At 66.5% G+C, this 19,355-nt stretch carries 18 protein-coding genes; 4 read left to right on the top strand and 14 right to left on the bottom strand.

Annotation, left to right across the window (positions count from 1 at the left end; all coding sequences use genetic code 11):
* Positions 1–190: 190 nt before the first annotated feature.
* The 3 genes from IBX53_RS09180 to IBX53_RS09170 form a co-directional block, all read right to left on the bottom strand.
* On the bottom strand, positions 191–706 hold the full coding sequence (locus IBX53_RS09180) for a hypothetical protein (RefSeq protein WP_290908301.1): 516 nt from the start codon (positions 704–706) through the stop codon (positions 191–193).
* A gap of 116 nt (positions 707–822) precedes the next feature.
* Complete coding sequence (locus IBX53_RS09175; RefSeq protein ID WP_290908299.1) at positions 823–2,619, bottom strand: sodium:solute symporter family protein; 1,797 nt, start codon at positions 2,617–2,619, stop codon at positions 823–825.
* A gap of 6 nt (positions 2,620–2,625) precedes the next feature.
* Positions 2,626–2,886, bottom strand: coding sequence for a DUF4212 domain-containing protein (locus tag IBX53_RS09170; protein WP_290908295.1), 261 nt, complete (start codon positions 2,884–2,886; stop codon positions 2,626–2,628).
* A 658-nt stretch (positions 2,887–3,544) separates the two neighbouring features.
* Between IBX53_RS09170 and IBX53_RS09165 the strand changes: the two genes are divergently transcribed.
* From IBX53_RS09165 to ttcA, 3 genes are all read left to right on the top strand, one after another.
* A complete protein-coding gene (locus tag IBX53_RS09165; protein ID WP_290908293.1) occupies positions 3,545–5,362 on the top strand; it encodes a putative nucleotidyltransferase substrate binding domain-containing protein in 1,818 nt (605 codons plus the stop codon).
* 69 nt (positions 5,363–5,431) lie between these two features.
* Positions 5,432–6,058, top strand: a complete 627-nt coding sequence (locus IBX53_RS09160) for a 3'-5' exonuclease (protein ID WP_290908290.1) — start codon at positions 5,432–5,434, stop codon at positions 6,056–6,058.
* An 87-nt stretch (positions 6,059–6,145) separates the two neighbouring features.
* The gene (gene ttcA / locus IBX53_RS09155) at positions 6,146–7,075 is read left to right on the top strand and encodes a tRNA 2-thiocytidine(32) synthetase TtcA (protein WP_290908287.1); all 930 of its coding nucleotides are present in this window, start codon (positions 6,146–6,148) and stop codon (positions 7,073–7,075) included.
* 130 nt (positions 7,076–7,205) lie between these two features.
* Here the strand turns inward: ttcA and fnr are convergent, their stop codons facing one another.
* From fnr to ccoN, 11 genes are all read right to left on the bottom strand, one after another.
* The gene (gene fnr / locus IBX53_RS09150; protein WP_119023644.1) at positions 7,206–7,949 is read right to left on the bottom strand and encodes a fumarate/nitrate reduction transcriptional regulator Fnr; all 744 of its coding nucleotides are present in this window, start codon (positions 7,947–7,949) and stop codon (positions 7,206–7,208) included.
* A 97-nt stretch (positions 7,950–8,046) separates the two neighbouring features.
* Entirely contained in the window at positions 8,047–9,363 is a 1,317-nt protein-coding gene (gene hemN, locus IBX53_RS09145; protein WP_290908280.1) for an oxygen-independent coproporphyrinogen III oxidase, read from the bottom strand.
* Positions 9,364–9,526: 163 nt separating this feature from the next.
* The gene (locus IBX53_RS09140; protein WP_290908275.1) at positions 9,527–10,225 is read right to left on the bottom strand and encodes a sulfite exporter TauE/SafE family protein; all 699 of its coding nucleotides are present in this window, start codon (positions 10,223–10,225) and stop codon (positions 9,527–9,529) included.
* Positions 10,225–10,455, bottom strand: a complete 231-nt coding sequence (gene ccoS / locus IBX53_RS09135) for a cbb3-type cytochrome oxidase assembly protein CcoS (protein WP_290908271.1) — start codon at positions 10,453–10,455, stop codon at positions 10,225–10,227. The genes IBX53_RS09140 and ccoS overlap by 1 nt, the downstream gene beginning before the upstream one ends.
* Positions 10,452–12,941: a heavy metal translocating P-type ATPase gene (locus IBX53_RS09130; RefSeq protein WP_290908269.1), complete on the bottom strand. Its 2,490-nt coding sequence runs from the start codon at positions 12,939–12,941 to the stop codon at positions 10,452–10,454. Before IBX53_RS09130 ends, ccoS begins: the two co-directional genes overlap by 4 nt.
* A gap of 30 nt (positions 12,942–12,971) precedes the next feature.
* Positions 12,972–13,496, bottom strand: a complete 525-nt coding sequence (locus tag IBX53_RS09125; protein WP_290908267.1) for a FixH family protein — start codon at positions 13,494–13,496, stop codon at positions 12,972–12,974.
* A 1-nt stretch (position 13,497) separates the two neighbouring features.
* A complete protein-coding gene (gene ccoG, locus IBX53_RS09120; RefSeq protein WP_290908264.1) occupies positions 13,498–14,952 on the bottom strand; it encodes a cytochrome c oxidase accessory protein CcoG in 1,455 nt (484 codons plus the stop codon).
* Between the two features lie 133 nt (positions 14,953–15,085).
* Complete coding sequence (gene ccoP / locus IBX53_RS09115; protein ID WP_290908260.1) at positions 15,086–16,015, bottom strand: cytochrome-c oxidase, cbb3-type subunit III; 930 nt, start codon at positions 16,013–16,015, stop codon at positions 15,086–15,088.
* Positions 16,012–16,227 carry a cbb3-type cytochrome c oxidase subunit 3 gene (locus IBX53_RS09110; protein WP_110068484.1) on the bottom strand — a complete coding sequence of 72 codons (216 nt, stop codon included), beginning with the start codon at positions 16,225–16,227 and terminating at the stop codon, positions 16,012–16,014. The genes ccoP and IBX53_RS09110 overlap by 4 nt, the downstream gene beginning before the upstream one ends.
* A gap of 2 nt (positions 16,228–16,229) precedes the next feature.
* Complete coding sequence (gene ccoO / locus IBX53_RS09105; RefSeq protein WP_290908254.1) at positions 16,230–16,838, bottom strand: cytochrome-c oxidase, cbb3-type subunit II; 609 nt, start codon at positions 16,836–16,838, stop codon at positions 16,230–16,232.
* Positions 16,839–16,861: 23 nt separating this feature from the next.
* Positions 16,862–18,286 (bottom strand): cytochrome-c oxidase, cbb3-type subunit I, encoded by a 1,425-nt coding sequence (ccoN, locus tag IBX53_RS09100; protein WP_290908251.1) that lies wholly within the window; start codon positions 18,284–18,286, stop codon positions 16,862–16,864.
* Between the two features lie 164 nt (positions 18,287–18,450).
* Here ccoN and IBX53_RS09095 point away from each other — a divergent pair, with 164 nt between their 5' ends.
* Positions 18,451–19,167 (top strand): alpha/beta family hydrolase, encoded by a 717-nt coding sequence (locus tag IBX53_RS09095; protein WP_367171550.1) that lies wholly within the window; start codon positions 18,451–18,453, stop codon positions 19,165–19,167.
* Positions 19,168–19,355 lie beyond the last annotated feature (188 nt).

Here is a 19,355-nt window from a genome sequence, read left to right as displayed (position 1 = left end):
TGTAGATGATGGGCCGTCGCCGGCTGGCGCCATGCTGGCGGGCATGACGGTCGCCTCGCCAGGCGATGCCGAACAGGACGGCGATGTAGAGCAGCGATATGGCAACCAGCAGCCATCCTGAGAACATGCACTTTCTCCCCCTCGGTGTGCGCCTATTCTAGGGCAATGCGCCGATGCTGGGCAGCGCCGCTCAGTTTTGTTCGCAGACCGCCCGGTAGAGCGGGGCTTCCTCGGTCAGCCGGCGGCTGTGCTCGAGAAGGGGCCGGCGAGTGTCCGCTTCCAGCGGCAGCATCTCGCGGGTGGTGCAGTTCATCAGCCAGGTCTGGGTCGTGACCCGGTCCTGGACCTGCTTCTCGAAGTGGTAGAGCAGGAACTCGACCCGGCGTTCCCCCTCCTGCTCCTGAACCGCCATGCTCTGCTCATCGACCACGCCGAAGGCGGTGGTCATGGGGAAGAGATAGGTCCAGGGGCGCCAGAACATGGCGTCGTGCTGGACCTGCACCACCCGGGCCGACTCGGGCAGCAGTTGCCGCTTGTGCTCGTACCAGGAGTACTCGACGTTGATCTGGTAGCCGAGCATGCCCAGACCGGCGAATACCGGGATGATCCAGGTCGGTAGTCGCTTGCCGCTGGCCATGCGCAGCAGCATGCCGATGCCGGCGGCGCCGAGGCCGGCGAAGACCGCCGCGATCAGGTGCCAAATCATGAAAGGTCCTTACTCAAAGCGATCGGGCTTCCCTTGGGAAGCCCGATCGGTGGGGATTGACTGGCCCGGGGTTAGCCGGGCCAGGGGGCCATTATGACCCAGATAGACCCGAGGGGTTAGTGGTCGATGGCCGTGCCCGCACCCTTGGGATAGCGCACGCTTTCCACCAGGTCCTGGATCTCCTGCGGGGGCTCCTCGGTGGCACTGGAGACCGCGAAGGCAACAGCGAAATTGAAGATCGCACCCACCGCGCCGAAGGAGAGCGGGGAGATGCCCAGGATCCAGTTGTCCGGGGTGTTGGCCAGCATGTTGGTGCCCGGAATGAAGAACCAGCCCAGGTAGGTGAAGATGTAGAGCAGGGTCAGGATCAGACCGGTCAGCATGCCGGCAACCGCGCCCTTGTTGTTCACCCGCTTGGAGAAGATCCCCATCATCAGCGCCGGGAACAGCGAGGCGCCGGCGATACCGAAGGCCAGGGCCACCGTCTGGGCGGCGAAGCCCGGAGGGTTGAGGCCCAGGTAGGTCGCTAGCAGGATGGCACCGCCCATGGAGATCCGTGCCGCCAGCATCTCGCCCTTCTCGGAGATCTTGGGGTTGATCATGGTCTTGATCAGGTCATGACTGATGGCCGAGGAGATGGCCAGCAGCAGGCCCGCGGCAGTGGAGAGGGCAGCCGCGATGCCGCCGGCGGCGATCAGACCGATGACCCAACTGGGCAGGTTGGCGATCTCCGGGTTGGCCAGTACCAGGATGTCGTTGTTGACGCTCAGCTCGTTGCCTGCCCAGCCGCGTGCCTCGGCGGTCTCGGCGAACTCGGGGTTGGCATCGTTGTAGAGTTGGATGCGTCCGTCGTTGTTGAGGTCGTTGAAGGTGATCAGGCCGGTCTCTTCCCAGGTGCGAATCCAGTCCGGACGGTCCTCATAGAGGATCGGCTCGGAAGAAGCGGCCTCGTAGTCCTCGACCTGGCCGGTCATCTCCGGATAGACGGTGGTCATCAGGTTGAGGCGCGCCATGGAGCCCACGGCCGGTGCGGTCAGGTAGAGCAGGGCGATGAACACCAGGGCCCAGCCGGCGGACCAGCGTGCATCTGCCACCTTCGGCACGGTGAAGAAGCGGATGATGACGTGGGGCAGGCCCGCGGTACCCACCATCAGCGACAGGGTGAACAGCACCATGTTGAGCTTGTTGTCCACGTCCGCCGTATAGTCCCGGAAGCCCAGCGCCACCACGACGTCATCGAGCTTCTGCAGCAGCGGCACGCCGGATTCGGTGTGGGTGCTGAACATGCCGAACATGGGGATCGGGTTACCGGTCAGCTGGAAGGCGATGAAGACTGCCGGGATGGTGTAGGCGATGATCAACACCACGTACTGGGCCACCTGGGTATAGGTGATGCCCTTCATGCCGCCGAATACCGCATAGAGGAACACGATGAAGGCCGCGATCCAGATGCCCCAGGTATTGGAGACCTCGAGGAAGCGCGAGAAGGCCACGCCGGCGCCGGTCATCTGGCCGATGACATAGGTCACGGAGGCCACGATCAGGCAGATGACGGCCACCAGACGGGCCGCATTGCTGTAGAAGCGGTCACCGATGAAGTCCGGCACGGTAAACTTGCCGAACTTGCGCAGGTAGGGGGCCAGCAGCATGGCCAGGATCACGTAGCCGCCGGTCCAGCCCATCAGGAACGACGAGTTGGCGTAGCCGCCGGAGGCCAGCAGGCCGGCCATGGAGATGAAGGACGCCGCGGACATCCAGTCGGCGGCGGTGGCCATGCCGTTGGTGATCGGGTGAACGCCGCCGCCCGCGACGTAGAAGTCCTTGGTCGAGCCCGCTCGGGCCCAGATGGCGATGCCGATGTAGAGGGCGAAGGAGGCCCCTACGAACAGCAGGTTGATGGCAAATTGACTCATGCTGGCTTACTCCCCCAGACCGAATTTTTGATCGAGCTTGTTCATCTTCCAGGCGTAGAAGAAGATCAGCACGATAAAGGTGAGGATGGAGCCCTGCTGAGCGAACCAGAAGCCCAGGTCGGTGCCGCCCACGGGAATGCCGGAGAGCAGCGGCCGAAACAGGATGGCGCATCCGTAGGAAACGAAGGCCCAGACGATCAGGCATCCGGTGATCAGGCGTACGTTCGCCTTCCAGTAGCCGGTGGAATCGGTTTTCTCTTCCGCCATTGTCGTGTTCTCCACTTGTTATTGGTGGGGTTGGGAAATTGGGTGGTCTGTTGTTTGCGGGTCACCAGGGCAATCTCATGCCTGTTGCCCGACCCTTGCGCCCCTGGGGCCCATCCTGGCAGGTAGGAGGCCGTATGGCAGGCCACGTCGGCATCGGGATACATCGTTGTCGTGTGATTGCCCTGTATGATGCAGTGTGGATAGTGGGCAATGAGTGGCGAAAATGAATCCCAGACTTTCGTATCATGAGAAAAATACGATTTAATAGATGTTGGTTGGTGCCTTTTTTATCAATGGTTTGGGCGCATTTTTCCGGCTGATTTCAGAGGAGGGGGAGGCCGGATTAGGACGATTGTATAGGGGCGGCGTGGCTGGCTTTCGTCGTGTCAACACGGGCTTGGACAATCGTCTAAGGCATCGGGAGGAGAGACGTTCGTCTAGCTTATAAGGGCAATGGAGTGGCTGCTATCCTTCCAGGAGTCCTCCCGCCAGGCAGGACATCCGGGCCCGCCGTCGCGGCAGACCCGCATCCAACTACAATCAGGTGGCGGCCAGTAGTGCCGTTCCCGCACCGGTCCATCCGTCAGCCATCGGCCCCGCCTGGGGTGGCGGTGATCCAGTGGGCCATGGTCGGAAAGCCGCCTGTGAGGTCAGCGCCATGGTCGAGGTCGATCTTTCCCAACCGCCGTTCACCCTGCTCGACGAGGCCGGCCGCGAGCGAGTTCGCCAGGGCGTTGACCTGGCCTACTTCGACCGCGACGAGATCATCCTCGAGACGGGGCAGGCCGGCGAGAACCTTTTCCTCATCCAGAAGGGCGAGGTGGCGGAAGTCGACCCGACCCTGCCGGCCGCCCGTTCCCGTATCGGCCACTACACCCGCGGCGACCTCTTCGGGGCCATCAGCATCCTCAACGGCAAGAGTCGCTACCGCTTCCGGGCCGAGCAGGAAAGCCTCTGCTACCTGCTGCCCAGGGTACTGTTCCTCGAACTCTGCGACGACTACCCGCCCTTCTCCGAGTTCTTCCGCCAGACCCTGGCTCACAAGGCACGCCTGCTGACCGAGCAGCGCGCCGAAGGCGGGGTCACCATGGCCGGCTTCATGCTGGCCCGGGTCGATGAGTGCATGCGTGAGCCGCTGATCGTGCCGGCCACCACCACCATCGCGGAGGCGGTGACCACCATCAACGAGCGCCATGCCGACAGCCTGCTGGTGGAGGGCCACCCCGGCCCCGGTATGATCACCAAGACCGACCTGCTCAACGCCCTGGTGATGGAGGAACGTGATCGTGACAGCGCCCTGGAAGGCCTGGGCCGATACGAGCTGATCACGGTGGGGCCCGGGCAGTATCTATTCGAGGCGCTGGTGGTGATGACCCGCCACAAGGTGGAGCGGGTGGTGGTTCTGGAGAAGAAGGCGGCGATTGGCGTCGTGGAGCTGACCGACGTGCTCAGCTTCTTCTCGAGCCGCAGCTACGTGGTCAGCCTGCAGGTGGAGCAGGCCGAGAGCCTCGAGGCGCTGGCGGCCGCCAGTCGCCGCACCCCGGAGCTGGTCAAGGCGCTGATGGCCCAGGGTGTCAAGCTGCGCTTTGCCATGGGCCTGCTGGCGGCGCTCAACGGGCGGATCATGAGCAAGGCCTGGGGCTTTCAGGTCGACGAGCGCTATCACCGTGACAGCTGCCTGATGGTCATGGGCAGCGAGGGGCGCGGCGAGCAGATCCTCAAGACGGACCAGGACAATGGCCTGATTCTGGCGGACGGCCTCGAGTGGCCCGAATGCGACGAGCAGATGCAGCGCCTCACCGAGACCCTGATCGAGCTGGGTTACCCGCCCTGCCCGGGCAACATCATGGTCTCCAACCCCGAGTGGGTAGGTACCGTGACCCAGTGGCGTGAGCGCATCGCCCGATGGGCCAGCAAGCGTGACGGCGACAGCCTGATGAAGCTGGCTATCATGCTCGACTCTCACGCGGTGGCCGGCAACCCGGCGCTGCTCGATCGCGTGCGCGACGAGCTGTTCGATCGCTGCGCCGGCGACGAGCTGCTGCTCTCCTATTTCGCCCGCACCATCCTGCGCTTCTCGACCCCGCTGACCCTGTTTGGCTCGCTCAAGCGCCCCCAGCACGGCATCGACATCAAGAAGGGGGGTATCTTCCCCATCGTCCACGGGGTGCGGGTGATGGCCCTGGAGCGGCGCATCCGTCCTACCTCCACCCTGGAGCGGTTGGATGCCCTGGCGGCGGACGGCCGGTTGGAGCCGCGCTTCGCGGAGGATCTGGGCGAGGCCCTGTCGCTGTTCACCGAAATGCGCCTCAAGCAGCAGCTCGAACACCTTGACAGCGGAGGCGAGCGCAAGCCCGACCGCGTGGTGGTGCAGGAGCTCTCGTCGCTGGAGCGCGACCTGCTGCGCGAGGCGCTGCATATCGTCAAGGACTTCAAGCAGCGTCTCTCGCATCGCTTTCATCTTGAGTATTCGTGACGTCTGGCTGATGCCCCGGGGAACGACGACGCGCGAAGAGAAAACAATGGCACAACATGGAGCCCCATCATGCTCAAGGTCCTGCGGCGCGCTGCCGATCGACGACGGCACGCCAACGGCGACTATGCCTGGCTCTTTCACCCCTACACGGGGGACGAGATGGTGGTCATCGATACCGAGACCACGGGGCTGGATACCCGAACCGCCGAGCTGGTCTCCATCGCCGCCGTCAAGGTGCGTGGCGATCGGGTGCTGACCAGCGAATCCCTGGACCTGCGTCTGGCGCGCCCGGATTCGCTGTGTGGCGATTCGATCCGCATCCACGGCCTGCGTGGCATCGACCTGGAGGGCGGCATGGCGGTGGATGAGGCGCTGGAGCGCCTGCTCGACTTCGTCGGCAACCGTCCCCTGCTGGGGTGGCACCTGGGCTACGATCTGGCGATCCTCAATCGCGAGCTGCGGCCCCGCTTCGGCTTTGACCTGCCCAACGCCACCATCGATGTGGCCCAGAGCTATCTGCGCCGCCTGCGACGCCGCCATCCTGAGGTGGAGTCCGCCCCGCGCTTCGAGAAGGTGACCGAGCTGCTGGATGTGCCGCTGATGGGGCGCCATACCGCCCTGGGCAATGCGGTGACCACGGCGCTGATCTTCCTGCACCTGGAACACCAGGCCAGCGTCGTTGGGCGCTATTCCTGAAGGTCGGGGTCGGCATCGCCTGATGGCGCCGGCGATGGTAGGATGGGCGCCCGTCATTTTGGCCCGCACTGGCAGCGCTTACCGACCATGCAAGACGCCCTGATCTTCGACCCTCTCGATCGCCAGGAGATTCCCTCCGTGGCGGTCCCCCCGATTCAGGAAGCCCCCTCGCCGACCCTCGACGCCCTGGATGCCCGTGGGCGTCGTGAGTTCAACAAGCTGCAGAAGCGCCTGCGCCGCCAGGTGGGTAACGCCATCATCGACTATGGCATGATTCACGAGGGCGACCGGGTGATGGTGTGCTTGTCCGGCGGCAAGGACAGCTACACCCTGCTGTCGATCCTGCGCAACCTGCAGCGCAACGCCCCGATCGACTTCTCGCTGCTAGCGGTCAACCTCGACCAGAAGCAGCCGGGCTTTCCCGAGCAGGTGCTGCCCGAGTACCTTGAGTCGATCGGCGTCGAGTACCATATCCTCGAGCGCGACACCTACTCGGTGGTCAAGGAGAAGACGCCGGAGGGCAAGACCACCTGCGCGCTCTGCTCGCGGCTGCGCCGCGGCTCCCTCTACGGCTTCGCCGAGGAGATCGGCGCTACCAAGATCGCCCTGGGCCACCATCGCGAGGATATCCTCGAGACCCTGTTCCTCAACCTCTTCTTCGGCGGCAGCCTCAAGGCCATGCCTCCCAAGCTGCTCTCCGACGACGGCAAGAACATCCTGATCCGTCCGCTGGCCTACTGCCGCGAGGCGGATATCGCCGAGTTTGCCCGGCTGATGGCGTTCCCGATCATCCCCTGCAACCTGTGCGGCTCCCAGCCGAACCTGCAGCGCCAGGTGGTCAAGGAGATGCTCGCCGAGTGGGAGAAGAAGCACCCCGGGCGCCTGGAGAGCATGTTCAAGGCGGTGACCAACGTGGCGCCGTCGCAGCTGGCCGACCGTGAGCTGTTCGATTTCGCCGGGCTGGAGGAGAAGCAGGCGCGACGGTTGGCCAGCCGCATCGATCTCCTCAACGAGTAGTCCTGCCGCAGGCGGCAGGGTGGCAAACACAAGGAACCCCATCGGGCACTCGCACGATGGGGTTCTTTACTTCAGGCAGGGGAGGGGGGGGCGCCGGCCTTGCCGCTTGGCGTAACTTCGCCGCCCGGGGCTACTTCGCCCCTTCCTCCTCGGCGACCTGGATCAGCGACTCGAGGTCGAGGATATGCACCTCGCGGCCCGAGACCTCCACCAGGCCCTGGCTCTGAAAGCGGCCGAGGATGCGGCTGACCGTCTCCACGGCCAGGCCCAGGTAGTTGCCGATATCGGCCCGGGACATGGAGAGGCGGAAGCTGTAGGGGGAGTAGCCGCGCCGGCGGAAGCGGTCGGAGAGGCTGGTGAAGAAGCTGGCCAGGCGCTGGTCGGCGGTCTTGCGGGAGAGCAGGCGCATCATGCGGCGGTCGTCGCGCAGCTCCTTGCTCATGCTGCGATAGAGCTGGCCGCGCAGCTCGGGAAGGGACTCCGACAGCTGGTCCAGGCGATCGAAGGGAATCTCGCACACCGTGGTGGTCTCCAGAGCCACCACGGTGCCGGGATACTGCTCCTCGTCGATGCCGTCCAGCCCCACCAGCTCGCTGGGCAGGTAGAAGTTGGTCAGCTGGTCGTCGCCGCTGCCCTCGGTGGTCACCTGCTTGAGGCTGCCCGACCGCACCGCATAGACGCTCGTGAAGGGGCTGTCCTGGCGGAACAGGGTCTCGCCCTTCTTGAGGGGCGCGCGCCGGCGGATGATGGCGTCGAACTGGTCCATGTCCTGAACCTCGAGGGCCAGCGGCAGGCAGAGCGAACTCAGGCTGCAGGTCTGGCAGCGAGTCTCGTGCAGTACAGAGCGCCGCCGTCCGGTCAGGCTATCAGGCATGGCCGCCTCCTCCTTGATCATGATCATGCCGACCATTATGGAGGAAACTTCGGGCAGGGCAAACCACCTCCAAGGAGGTAGGCCGGCCCGGCCCGGCTCACGACACCGGGGAGGCTTCGGGGTCGAAGGCGGCCAGCAGGTGGGTCAGGCCCCAGAGCCCGTCAGGGGTCACCCGCAGGCATTCGCCGTGGCGCTCGAGCAGCCCCGCCTGGCAGAAGGGGGCGAGGCGCTCGAGGGCGCCGGCCAGGGCCGCCCCGGCGTCGAGCCCATGGGCCTGCGAGAGGGCGGTCAGGTCCAGTTCGCGGCGGCAGGCGAGCGCCTCGATGGCGTCGCGGTGCAGGCGTTCGACGGCGTCCAGTCGGTGGCCGACGCCGGCGGGCAGGCGGCTGGCGTCCAGCGCCGCCTCGTAGTCGGCCAGGCTCAGGGCGTTGCGGGTCAAGGTATCGCCGACCCGGCTGAGGGCGGCGACCCCGAGGCCGAGCTGGTCGCCGGGCGGGTAGTGGGTGTAGCCCTGCAGATCGCGGGCCAGGCGGCCCTCCCCCAGGGCCTGGGCCAGGCTGTCATCGGGGCGGGCAAACTGGCCGAGCCCGATGTGCACGTAGCCGGCGTCATCCAGCCGCTCGCGAGCCGCCTCGAGGATCGCCAGGCGGGTGGCGGCGTCGGGCAGGTCCTCGGTGAGGATCTCGCGCTGGGGACGGTTGCGCTCCGGCAGGTGGGCGTAGCGGCGCAGGGTGATGCGCGCCGGGGTCATGGCGATCACCTGGTCGAGGGTCTCCCCGAAGCCCCGGGGGGTCTGCAGCGGCAGGCCCACGATCAGGTCGAGGTTGAGGGAGTGGAAGCCGAGGCGCTCGGCCTCGTCCACCAGGGATTCGGTCAGCACCCGGGGCTGGATCCGGTTGATCGCCTTCTGGACGCGCAGGTCGAGCTCCTGGACACCCAGGCTCAGGCGGTTGAAGCCCAGCGCCTGCAGGTGGCGCAGGGTGAAGACATTGGCCTCGCGGGGGTCGATCTCGATGCTGAAGTCGCGACCCCTGTCCTCGGACAGCCCGAAGCGGGCGTCGAGGCGGTCGAAGAGGTCTCCCATCTGGTCCAGCGAGAGAAAGGCGGGAGCGCCGCCGCCCCAGTGCAGGCGCTGCACGGTCGGGAGGCGGCCCAGCAGGCGGCTGACCAGTACCATCTCGCGGTCGAGCCGGGTGAGGTAGGGCTCGGCCTGACGGTTGTCGCTGGACGGCACTCGCTGAGAAGCACAGAAGCGGCACGCCTGCCGGCAGAAGGGCAAGCGCACGTGCAGCGCCAGCGGTGACCCGGGGGGGCGCTCGGACAGGGCCTGTGTCAGTGCCGCGGCACCGTCTCCTGCGTCGAGACGGGCGGGATAGGTGAGGTAGTGCGATCCGTCGTGGTCGTGGAACTGCATCGAGCGCCTGCCTCCGGCCGCCCAGGATGGCCCGACGCGATGAGCGTTGCGTTTCGCCTGAACGGGCATGATGGCGCTCCGGGCTGTGGATGTGCTCTCATGCTAGGGCGGCCTGGCGCAAGGGGCGTTGAGCTGCGTCAATCCGGCGTGGAATAGTGCCGAATCAGCCGTGACCTTGAGCGGGCAGCATCAACCACAGCTGCCACAGCGCGAAGGTGATGATCGACAGCGCCGCCAGCGTGCGTGTGGCCGGATGGCGGATCAGCCCGCCCAGCTGGCGCGCCGCCAGGCCGGTGGCAAGCAGCGCCGGCAGGGTGCCGAGGCCGAAGGCACCCATCAGCGTCGCGCCCCTGAGCGGGTCGGCGGCGGCCAGGCTCCAGGCCAGCATCGAGTAGACCAGCCCGCAGGGCAGCCAGCCCCACACGGCGCCCAGCGCCATGGCCTGGGGGATCTTCACCACCGGCATCAGCCGCCGCCCCACCGGCTCCAGGTGGCGCCACAGGCGCTTGCCGACGGCTTCGACCCGCAGCAGCCCCTTCCACCAGTCGGCGATGTAGAGCGCCATCAGGATCAGCATCACCGCCGCCAGGATCTGGAGCACCAGGCGAGCCGTCGGGGTGATGGCCACCAGGGTACCGAGGGCCGCCACCAGGGCGCCGGCGAGCATGTAGCTGGCGATGCGTCCCAGGTTGTAGCCCAGCAGCAGGCCGGTCAGGCGGGCAGGGGAGCGCATGCTGGGGGGTACGGCGAAGGTCAGGGCGCTCATGATGCCGCCGCACATGCCGATGCAGTGTGCGCCGCCGAGCAGGCCGAAGACGAAGGCCGCCGCGAGGGGCGGCAGGCCGAGTCCGGTGGGATCCATCAGGGCTCCGGGTCGGTGTCGCGGCGCTCCTGGGCGGCGCGCTCGCGGGCCTCGCGGCGGCGCTGGCGCTCCTCGGGGGGCAGGTCGTTCTCGTCCTCGTCGAAGAGGATGCGGTGGGCGGGGCCCTCCAGGTCCTCGAACTGGTCGTTCTTCACCGCCCAGAAGAAGGCCCAGACGGCCAGGCCCAGCAGGATCAGCGACAGCGGGATCAGCAGGTAGAGAATGCTCATGGGGTCACCCGGCTCGGTTCAGGGGATGGCGTGGGCGGGGGAGCGGCGGCGGGCATGGCGCGGCTGCGGAAGCGGTTGAGACGCAGGGCGTTGCCCACCACCACCAGGGAGCTGGCCGACATGCCCATGGCGGCCAGCCAGGGGGGCACCAGGCCCACGGCGGCGATGGGCATGGCGGTGAAGTTGTAGCACACTGACCAGATCATGTTCTGACGCATCACTCGGCGGGTGGCCCGACTGATCTCGATCGCCTCGACGATGCGTGACAGGCGCGGGCTGAGGAGGATGGCGTCGGCGCTGGTGCGCGCCAGGTCGGTTGCGCCGTTCATGGCGATGGCCACGTCGGCGCCGGCGAGCACCGGGATGTCGTTGATGCCGTCACCCACCATGGCGACCGTCTCGCCTGCCGCCTGGCACTCGCGGATGCGCGCGAGCTTGTCCTCGGGGCTGGCGCTTCCCCGCCAGGTGGGGATGTCCAGCCGCCGGGCAAGATCTCCCGCCGCGCCGGGGGTGTCGCCGGAGAGCAGCTCCACCTCGAGGCCCAGTGCCTTGAGCGCCGCCACGGTGTCGGCGGCGTCCTCGCGCACCCGGTCCTGGAGGGCGAACCAGGCGCGCGGCTCTCCCTCCTCGGTGAGCAATAGCCACTGGCCATCGCCGGGCGCCTCTAGGGAGTGGTCCGGCGCGGCGAACGCCGGCTTGCCGAGCCGCCAGCGGCGGCCCTCGAGGATGCCCTCCAGGCCCTGGCCGGTGCGGCTGGCCACCTCGGAAGCGTGCAGCGTGGCCAGTCGATGGGGATGGAAGGCCCGGGCGATGGGATGTTCGGATTGGGCCTCCAGTGCAGCAGCCAGGTGGCGGCTGTGGTCGGCATCAAGTCCTCCCAGAGGGCGGGTCTCGATCAGCGTCATCTCGCCACTGGTCAGAGTGCCGGTCTTGTCGAGGATCACCCGGTCGAGCTGGGAGAGCGCCTCGATGGCGTCGGCGCGGGTCACCAGCACGCCTCGGCGGCGCAGCTGGCCGTGGCCGGCGGTAAGCGCGGTGGGGGTGGCCAGGGCCAGGGCACAGGGGCAGGTGACCACCAGCACCGAGAGCATGATCCAGGGCATCCGCGCCGGGTCGATGAACCACCAGGCGATGGTGACCACGGCGGTGACCACCAGCAGGCGCAGCACGAAGAGGTGGGCCATGCGCGCGGCCATCTGCGCCAGGCGCGGGCGGCTGGCGAAGGCGCGGTCGGTGAGGTCGACGATGCCGGCGACACGGGCATCGCGCCCGGCGTGCGTCACGCGCACCACCAGGGGGCTCTCGATGTTCTGGCTGCCGCCGGTGACGGTGTCGCCGAGGCGTCGGGTCACCGGCAGGTACTCGCCGGTCAGCATGGATTCGTCGAGGCTCGACTCGCCGTCCTCGATCACCCCGTCGGCGGGCACTCCGTGGCCGGGCTTGACCAGCACCCGGTCGCCGGCGGTGAGTTCGCTGGCCGGCAGGATGCGCTCCTCCCCCTCGTCGGTCAGGCGAATGGCCGAGAGCGGCAGGGCACCGGCCATGGCGTTGCCGCTGTGGCCGCTGCGGCGGCGGGCGCGGGCCTCCACGTAGCGGCCGAAGAGCAGGAAGAAGGTGAACATGGCCGCCGAGTCGAAATAGACCTCGCCCTTGCCGGTGATCACCGCATAGCCGCTGGCGGTATAGGCGAAGCCGATGGCCAGGGACACCGGCACGTCCATGCCCAGCACCCGGTTGCGCAGGTCGCGCAGGGCATTTCGGAAGAAGGGCGCCGCCGAGAAGAAGACCACCGGGGTCGTCAGGGCGAAGGAGAGCCAGTGGAAGAGGGCGCGGAAATCCTCGCTGATGCCCTCGGGGCCGGCCACGTAGATGGGGATGGAGAACATCATCACCTGGGCCATGCCCACCGCGGCGATGATCAGGCGGCGCACGTTCATGCGCTCCTCGTGCTGCAGGCGCACCTGGGCCTCGTCGGGCTCGTAGGGCTGGGCCTGGTAGCCGATGCCCGCCATCTCGGCCAGTATCCGCGACAGCTTGACCGCCTCGGGGTCCCAGCTCACCCGCACGCGATGGTGGGTGAGGTTGACGGCGCTGGAGTCGACTCCCGCCAGGGCGTTGAGGCGGTGCTCGATCAACCAGGCACAGGCGGCGCAGGTGATGCCGTCCACCGCCAGGGTGGCATGGACCCGACCGCTGTCGTCGCCCTCCGCATGCACGAACCGATGCTGCAGGCCCGGGTCGTCGAACACCGCCCAGGTCTCGGCACGCACGGATTCCTGCTCGTCCGGGCGTTCAGGGAGCTCGGTGCGGAAGCGGTAGTAGCTTTCCAGGCCGCCGTCGACGATGGCGTGGGCCACCGCCTCGCAGCCGGGGCAACACAGCGGTCGGCGGAGATCGTCGAAGGTGATCGACCAGGGCGCGCCGGGGGGGACCCGGCTGCCACAGTGGTAGCACTCCGTCGAGTCGGCAGCGACGGCCTCACTCATGGGCTTAGGGTTCCTCGCCGATCCGGCATGTCAGGAGTCTTTGGCGGGTGCCGCCCGGCCGGGAGTCAGGCGCACGGCCTCCTCATTCGGGAAGCGACCCTCGCCGACCAGGCGCCACTCGGGCTCGTCGCTCTGGGGCTGGAGCTGCAGGTACCAGCGATAGCGCAGGTTGTCGGGTGCCTGGCCCAAGTAGAGGCCATCGCGCACGTGCTCGAGGGTCAGCTCGATGTCGCGGTCGTCCTGAGTGGGGAATATCAGCTCGAAGTCGAGCTTCTCGGGGAAGCTATCCCCGCCCTCCAGGTCGAGGATCACGTCGCTGGTCAGCGGATCGATGCGCAGGCTGGCCTCGATCCCCAGCTCTGCGGCGCGCTCCTGCTTGGCCAGCACCATGTTGATGGCGCGGCCGTGCTCGTAGTAGTCCTCCTGCACCATGCCATCAGTGCTCTTCACGGCCAGGTAGGCGAAGGTCGAGCTGACGCTGATCGAGAGCATCAGCAGGCCGAGGAGGAACCAGGGCCAGAACTGCTTGTACCAGGGGGTCACTGGGTGGGACATGTCATCTCCGGAGTTCGCCGATGAAGCGGGTCTCACGCTCCAGCGCGATGCTTGGGTGCTCATCGGCCTCGATGCGCAGGGTGATGGGGTGGCTGGGGCGTTCGATCACCTCGGGGTCGACGGTGATCGATACCACGGCGCGGCGGCTGTCGCCGGCGGGTACCGTGATGCGGTCGGTGTCCAGGACCAGCCCCGGCAGCCCCGAGGCTTCCAGGCGATAGCTGTGCTCCTGACCGTCCAGGTTGCGCACCATCAGCACGTAGACGTTGCTCAGTCGGCCGTCGCGGGTGAGCTGGTAGAGCTCTGTGCGCTCGCGCTCCACCTCGAAGCCCAGCGGGGTGCGGTCGGCCACCGCCCAGGCAAAGACCCCGATCATCACGATCAGTGCCGCCAGGTAGCCCATCAGGCGCGGACGCAGGATATGGGTGGGTTTGCCCTCGAGGGCATTCTCCGTGGTGTAGCGGACCAGGCCGCGGGGATAGCCCATCTTGTCCATGACGCTGTCGCAGGCATCGATGCAGGCCGCGCAGGTGATGCATTCATACTGCAGTCCGTCGCGGATGTCGATGCCGGTGGGGCAGACCTGCACGCAGAGGTCGCAGTCGATGCAGTCGCCGTGGCCGGCCTCCCTGGCCTCGGCGTGGCTGAGGGTCTTCTTGCGCGCCCCGCGCGGTTCGCCGCGGTCCGTGTCGTAGGAGACGATCAGGGTGTCGCGGTCGAACATCACCGACTGGAAGCGGGCGTAGGGGCACATGTAGATGCACACCTGCTCGCGCAGCCAGCCCGCGTTGAGGTAGGTGAAGACCAGGAAGAAGCCGGTCCAGAAATAGGACCAGCCATGGGCCTCGAGGGTGGGCAGGTCGACCACGAGCTCGCGAATCGGCGTGAAGTAGCCGACGAAGGTCACCCCGGTAGCCAGGGCGATGGCCAGCCAGATGGCATGCTTGGCCGACTTGCGCCATAGCTTGTCGGCGCTCATGCCCTGACCGTCGAGCTTGATGCGGCGGTTCCGGCTACCCTCCAGGCGATGCTCGAACCAGATGAACAGGAAGGTCCAGACGCTCTGCGGGCAGGTGTAGCCGCACCACACCCGGCCAGCGAACACCGTGATGAAGAACAGTCCGAAGGCGCAGATGATCAACAGCCAGGAGAGCAGCATGAACTCCTGGGGATAGAAGGTGGCGGCGAAGATATGGAACTCCCGGCCGGGCAGGTCGAACCAGATGGCCGGACGGTCGCCCCAGGGCACCCAGGGCATCACGAAGAACAGCAGCATCAGCAGCCAGTTGGCGCTGCGCCGTACCTTCTGGAACAGCCCTTGGATCTCTCGCACGTAGATGTGGCGCCGGCTGGCGTACATCTCCTGTTGGACCTTCTCCTGAGGCCCCCTGGGGCCGGGCGTATGCAGCTCGACCGGTGACGGCGTGACATCGCGGGTGGGTATCTTGTCGCTCATGGCAGGCTCACGGCAGGAGGGGGAGAGGACCAGCGCTGGTGTGTTGCGGTGCAGCCATTGTATCGAGACCGCGAGCCAACGAGAAAGGGTGCGACGTGAGGCCGCACCCTTCGGTTAGCGCCCGGGAACCGGGTCAGTCCCGGAAGCGCAGGCTGTAGACGTAGGCGGCGACCAGGTGGACGCGCTCCTCGCCGATGTAGGCGGCCTGGGCGGGCATGTGGCCGTTGCGGCCGTTGCGCAGGGTCTGGCGCACGGAGTCCGCCACGCTCTGGCCCGGTGCCTGGTAGAGCCAGATGTCGTTGGTCAGGTTGGGCGCACCCAGCGCCTGGTTGCCGGTGCCGTTGGGCATATGGCAGGCGGCACATACCGAGGCGAAGGTGGCGGCACCGCGCTCGGCGCGCACGCCGTCGTGCTCGAGGTCGGACAGCGCCAGCACGTGCTGGGTGACGTTCTCGATGTTCTCCTCGCCCAACTGCCGCCAGGAGGGCATCAGCCCGTTGCGGCCGCGGTGCAGGGTGGTCAGGATCTGCTCCGGCTCGCCGCCATAGAGCCAGTCGTCGTTGGTCAGATTGGGGAAGCCGTAGCCGCCCTGGGCATTGGAGCCGTGGCACACCGCACAGTTGTTGAGGTAGATGCGCTCGGCCACCTGCATGGCGTCCGCGTCGCGGGCCAGTTCGGGGATCGGGATCTCCTGATACTGGGCAAAGATCGGCGTGAAGCGCTCCTCGGCGCGGGCTACCTCCTCTTCCCACTGCCCCTCCTGGGTCCAGCCCAGCACGCCGGCGAAGTTGCCGAGGCCCGGGTAGAGCACCAGGTAGCCCAGCGAGAAGATCACGGTGCCCACATAGAGCTGGAACCACCAGCGCGGCAGCGGGTTGTCATACTCCTCGATGCCATCGGCGGCGTGCCCGGTGGTCTCGATGTTGCCATCGGCGTCGGGGGTCTTGTCGGTCTTGCGGTTGGCGTAGAGCAGCCAGAAGGCAAAACCGATGGAGCCCAGCGTGATGACGATGATCCAGGCGCTCCAGAACCCGGAAAGGGAGTCACCCCAGAGATTGTTCATGTGTTCCTGTCTCCCTTGCTCTTGCGGGAATCGGCCCCGTTCGGCGAGGCGCTTCTGTCACGGTTCGGTTGCTCATCATCATCGGCGAAGGGCAGGTGGGCCGCCTCGTCGAAATCCGGCTTGCGCCGCTTCGAGTAGGCCCACCAGGTGATGCCGAGGAAGGCCACGATCAGCAGACCGGTGATGATGCCGCGGAAAGTCCCGGTATCCATGCTCAGCGGGTTCCCTCGAGTACCGTGCCGAGCTGCTGAAGGTAGGCGATCAGCGCGGTGATCTCCTGCTGGCCGCGTACCTCGCGGGTAGCGTTGGCGATGTCCTCGTCGGTGTAGGGTACGCCCACCATGCGTAGGACCTCCATCTTCCTCGGCGTGTCGCTGCCGTCGAGCGTGCGCTCGAAGAGCCACGGGTAGGAGGGCATGATCGACTCGGGTACCACGTCGCGCGGGTTGTACATGTGGGCGCGGTGCCAGTCATCACTGTAGCGGCCGCCGACGCGGGCCAGGTCCGGGCCGGTGCGCTTGGAGCCCCACAGGAAGTTGTGGTCGTAGACCGACTCGCCGGCCACGCTGTAGTGGCCGTAGCGCTCGGTCTCGGCGCGGAACGGACGGATCATCTGCGAATGGCAGCCGACGCAGCCCTCGCGGCGATAGATGTCGCGGCCCTCCAGCTCCAGGGCGGAGAGCGGGCGCAGCCCCTCCACCGGCTCCGTGGTCTGCTTCTGGAAGAAGAGCGGCACGACCTCGGCCAGGCCGCCGAAACTGATGACCACCAGGATCAGCACGGCGAGCAGGCCAATGTTCTTTTCGACAATCTCGTGTTTCATTGGTGTCGGTATCCCCGGTTGGCTCAGGCAGTCTGCGGAAGCGGCTGACGGGCGCCTTCGCCGCGCTTGACGGTCATGGTGACGTTGTAGGCCATGATCAGCATGCCCACGACCCAGCACAGGCCGCCGATCAGGCGCACGATATAGCCCGGGCCGCTGGCCTCGACGGACTCGATGAAGGTGTACATCAGGGTGCCGTCGGGGTTGATGGCGCGCCACATCAGGCCCTGCAGGATACCGTTGACCCACATGGAAGCGATGTAGAGCACAGTGCCGATGGTCGCCAGCCAGAAGTGCACGGCGATCAGGTTCACGGAGTGCATCTCGGTGCGGCCGAACAGGCGCGGGATCAGGTGATACATGGAGCCGATGGTGATCATCGCCACCCAGCCCAGGGCGCCGGCATGGACGTGACCGATGGTCCAGTCGGTGTAGTGGGAGAGGGCGTTGACGGTCTTCACTGCCATCATCGGGCCCTCGAAGGTGGACATGCCGTAGAAGGAGAGGGCCACCACCAGGAAGCGCAGGGTCGGGTCGGTACGCAGCTTATGCCAGGCGCCGGAGAGGGTCATCATGCCGTTGATCATGCCGCCCCAGGAGGGCGCCAGCAGGATGATCGACATGACCATGCCCAGCGACTGGGCCCAGTTGGGCAGGGCAGTGTAGTGCAGGTGATGCGGCCCGGCCCACATGTAGACCATGATCAGCGACCAGAAGTGGACGATGGAGAGGCGATAGGAGTAGACCGGGCGCTCGGCCTGCTTGGGCACGAAGTAGTACATCATCCCCAGGAAGCCGGCGGTCAGGAAGAAGCCCACCGCGTTGTGGCCGTACCACCACTGCACCATGGCGTCGATGGCGCCGGCGTAGACGGAGACGGAATACATGGCGGTGACCGGGATGCCGGCGTTGTTGACGATGTGCAGCACCGCGACGGTCAGGATGAAGGCGGCGAAGAACCAGTTGGCCACGTAGATGTGGGAGGTCTTGCGCTGCTTGATGGTCATCAGGAAGATCAGGGCATAGGTGACCCACACTACGGCGATCAGGATGTTGATCGGCCACTCCAGCTCGGCGTACTCCTTGGCGGTGGTGTAGCCCAGCGGCAGGGTGATCACCGCCGAGAGGATCACCGCCTGCCAGCCCCAGAAGGTGAAGGCGGCCAGCTTGTCGGACCACAGTCGAGTCTGACAGGTCCGCTGCACCACGTAGTAGGAGGTGGCAAACAGCGCGGAACCCCCGAAGGCGAAGATCACGGCGTTGGTGTGCAGCGGCCGCAGGCGGCCGAAGCTTGTCCAGGGTAGATCGAGGTTGAGTTGCGGCCATACCAGTTGTGCGGCGAGGATGACACCGAGGAGCATGCCCACGATGCCCCACACAACTGTCATGATCGCGAACTGCCGAACTACCTTGTAGTTGTAGGTCGGGTGTTCCAGTGCTGTGCTCATGTCAGGTTCCCATCGAACGCGGTAGCGGGTTGAAGCTGCGTCAGTTTGCCACGGACCCAGCGCCCCGAGGATGATGCAGGTCAAGACGTTATGGATTGTATCGCAGCCCGTCTCAATCCTGAACACGCCAATCGGTGTAGTCGGAGAACTCACGAGGAGACCCCTTGTCACATTATGCCGCTCAGGATTATGAGCCCATTACCCCGGCCCGTTGTCGCGACCGTCTGGTAGCGGGCGAATGTGGTCGCTGGAGGCTACCCGACGGTCCCCTGGAGGTGCGCGGCGAGGCCCGCATCGGACGACTGCTGGTGGCCCATGGCGCGGGTGCCGGTCAGGATTCCACATTTCTGGAGCACTGTCGCGACGCCCTGGCCGAGCGCGGCGTCCAGACCCTGGCCATCGAGTTCGCCTACCTTCAGCAGATGCACCGCGAGGCGAGGCGCCGGCCTCCTCCCCGCATCGATCGCCTGGTCGAGGAATTGATGCGCTGGTGCGACACTCTGACGCATTCTTCGCTGCCGCCCCTATGGCTCGGTGGCAAGTCCATGGGGGCGCGGGTGGCGAGCCTGCTGGCGGCCCGCGACGGCGCTGCCGGCTTGATCCTGTGCGGCTACCCCTTCCACCCGTCGGGCAAGCCCGAGTCGCTGCGTCTCTCCCACTGGCCGCTGATCGCCTGTCCTACCCTGGTGGTTCAGGGCAGTCGCGACCTGTTCGGCAGCGGGGAAGAAATCGCCGGCTATGACCTGGGTGGTGCCCGTGTCCACCTGCTCGAGGATGGCGATCATGACTGGCGACCGCGACGCGCCAGCGGCCGCACCCAGGCGTCGCTGATCGATGAAGCGGCCGATGTCATCGCTGCCTTCATGGCCGAGCATGCATGAGTGCCCTGGGGCTGGGGCAAGTCGATGAAATGCCGGTGGAATGGTGCGCCGGGGGCCGTCAGGCAAAAAGCGTTGACATTGATTACGTCCCCTGTAGAATGCAGCGCCACGTGTCCAGGGGTGGTTAGCTCAGCTGGGAGAGCACCAGCCTTACAAGCTGGGGGTCACAGGTTCGAACCCTGTACCAC

The organism is Halomonas sp., assembly GCF_014859505.1.
GTDB lineage: Bacteria > Pseudomonadota > Gammaproteobacteria > Pseudomonadales > Halomonadaceae > Halomonas.
Note: the sequence above shows the minus strand (reverse complement) of the source record. Positions and strands in the feature narration are given on the sequence as shown.

Coding starts and splice junctions, on each gene's coding strand:
- IBX53_RS09130 (WP_290908269.1), bottom strand. CDS start 12,941: ATGAGTGAGGCCGTCGCTGCCGACTCGACGGAGTGCTACCACTGTGGC.
- IBX53_RS09175 (WP_290908299.1), bottom strand. CDS start 2,619: ATGAGTCAATTTGCCATCAACCTGCTGTTCGTAGGGGCCTCCTTCGCC.
- IBX53_RS09160 (WP_290908290.1), top strand. CDS start 5,432: ATGCTCAAGGTCCTGCGGCGCGCTGCCGATCGACGACGGCACGCCAAC.
- IBX53_RS09125 (WP_290908267.1), bottom strand. CDS start 13,496: ATGTCCCACCCAGTGACCCCCTGGTACAAGCAGTTCTGGCCCTGGTTC.
- IBX53_RS09170 (WP_290908295.1), bottom strand. CDS start 2,886: ATGGCGGAAGAGAAAACCGATTCCACCGGCTACTGGAAGGCGAACGTA.
- IBX53_RS09180 (WP_290908301.1), bottom strand. CDS start 706: ATGATTTGGCACCTGATCGCGGCGGTCTTCGCCGGCCTCGGCGCCGCC.
- fnr (WP_119023644.1), bottom strand. CDS start 7,949: ATGCCTGATAGCCTGACCGGACGGCGGCGCTCTGTACTGCACGAGACT.
- ccoN (WP_290908251.1), bottom strand. CDS start 18,286: ATGAGCACAGCACTGGAACACCCGACCTACAACTACAAGGTAGTTCGG.
- ccoP (WP_290908260.1), bottom strand. CDS start 16,015: ATGAACAATCTCTGGGGTGACTCCCTTTCCGGGTTCTGGAGCGCCTGG.
- IBX53_RS09110 (WP_110068484.1), bottom strand. CDS start 16,227: ATGGATACCGGGACTTTCCGCGGCATCATCACCGGTCTGCTGATCGTG.
- hemN (WP_290908280.1), bottom strand. CDS start 9,363: ATGCAGTTCCACGACCACGACGGATCGCACTACCTCACCTATCCCGCC.
- ccoG (WP_290908264.1), bottom strand. CDS start 14,952: ATGAGCGACAAGATACCCACCCGCGATGTCACGCCGTCACCGGTCGAG.
- IBX53_RS09140 (WP_290908275.1), bottom strand. CDS start 10,225: ATGGATCCCACCGGACTCGGCCTGCCGCCCCTCGCGGCGGCCTTCGTC.
- ccoO (WP_290908254.1), bottom strand. CDS start 16,838: ATGAAACACGAGATTGTCGAAAAGAACATTGGCCTGCTCGCCGTGCTG.
- ttcA (WP_290908287.1), top strand. CDS start 6,146: ATGCAAGACGCCCTGATCTTCGACCCTCTCGATCGCCAGGAGATTCCC.
- ccoS (WP_290908271.1), bottom strand. CDS start 10,455: ATGAGCATTCTCTACCTGCTGATCCCGCTGTCGCTGATCCTGCTGGGC.
- IBX53_RS09165 (WP_290908293.1), top strand. CDS start 3,545: ATGGTCGAGGTCGATCTTTCCCAACCGCCGTTCACCCTGCTCGACGAG.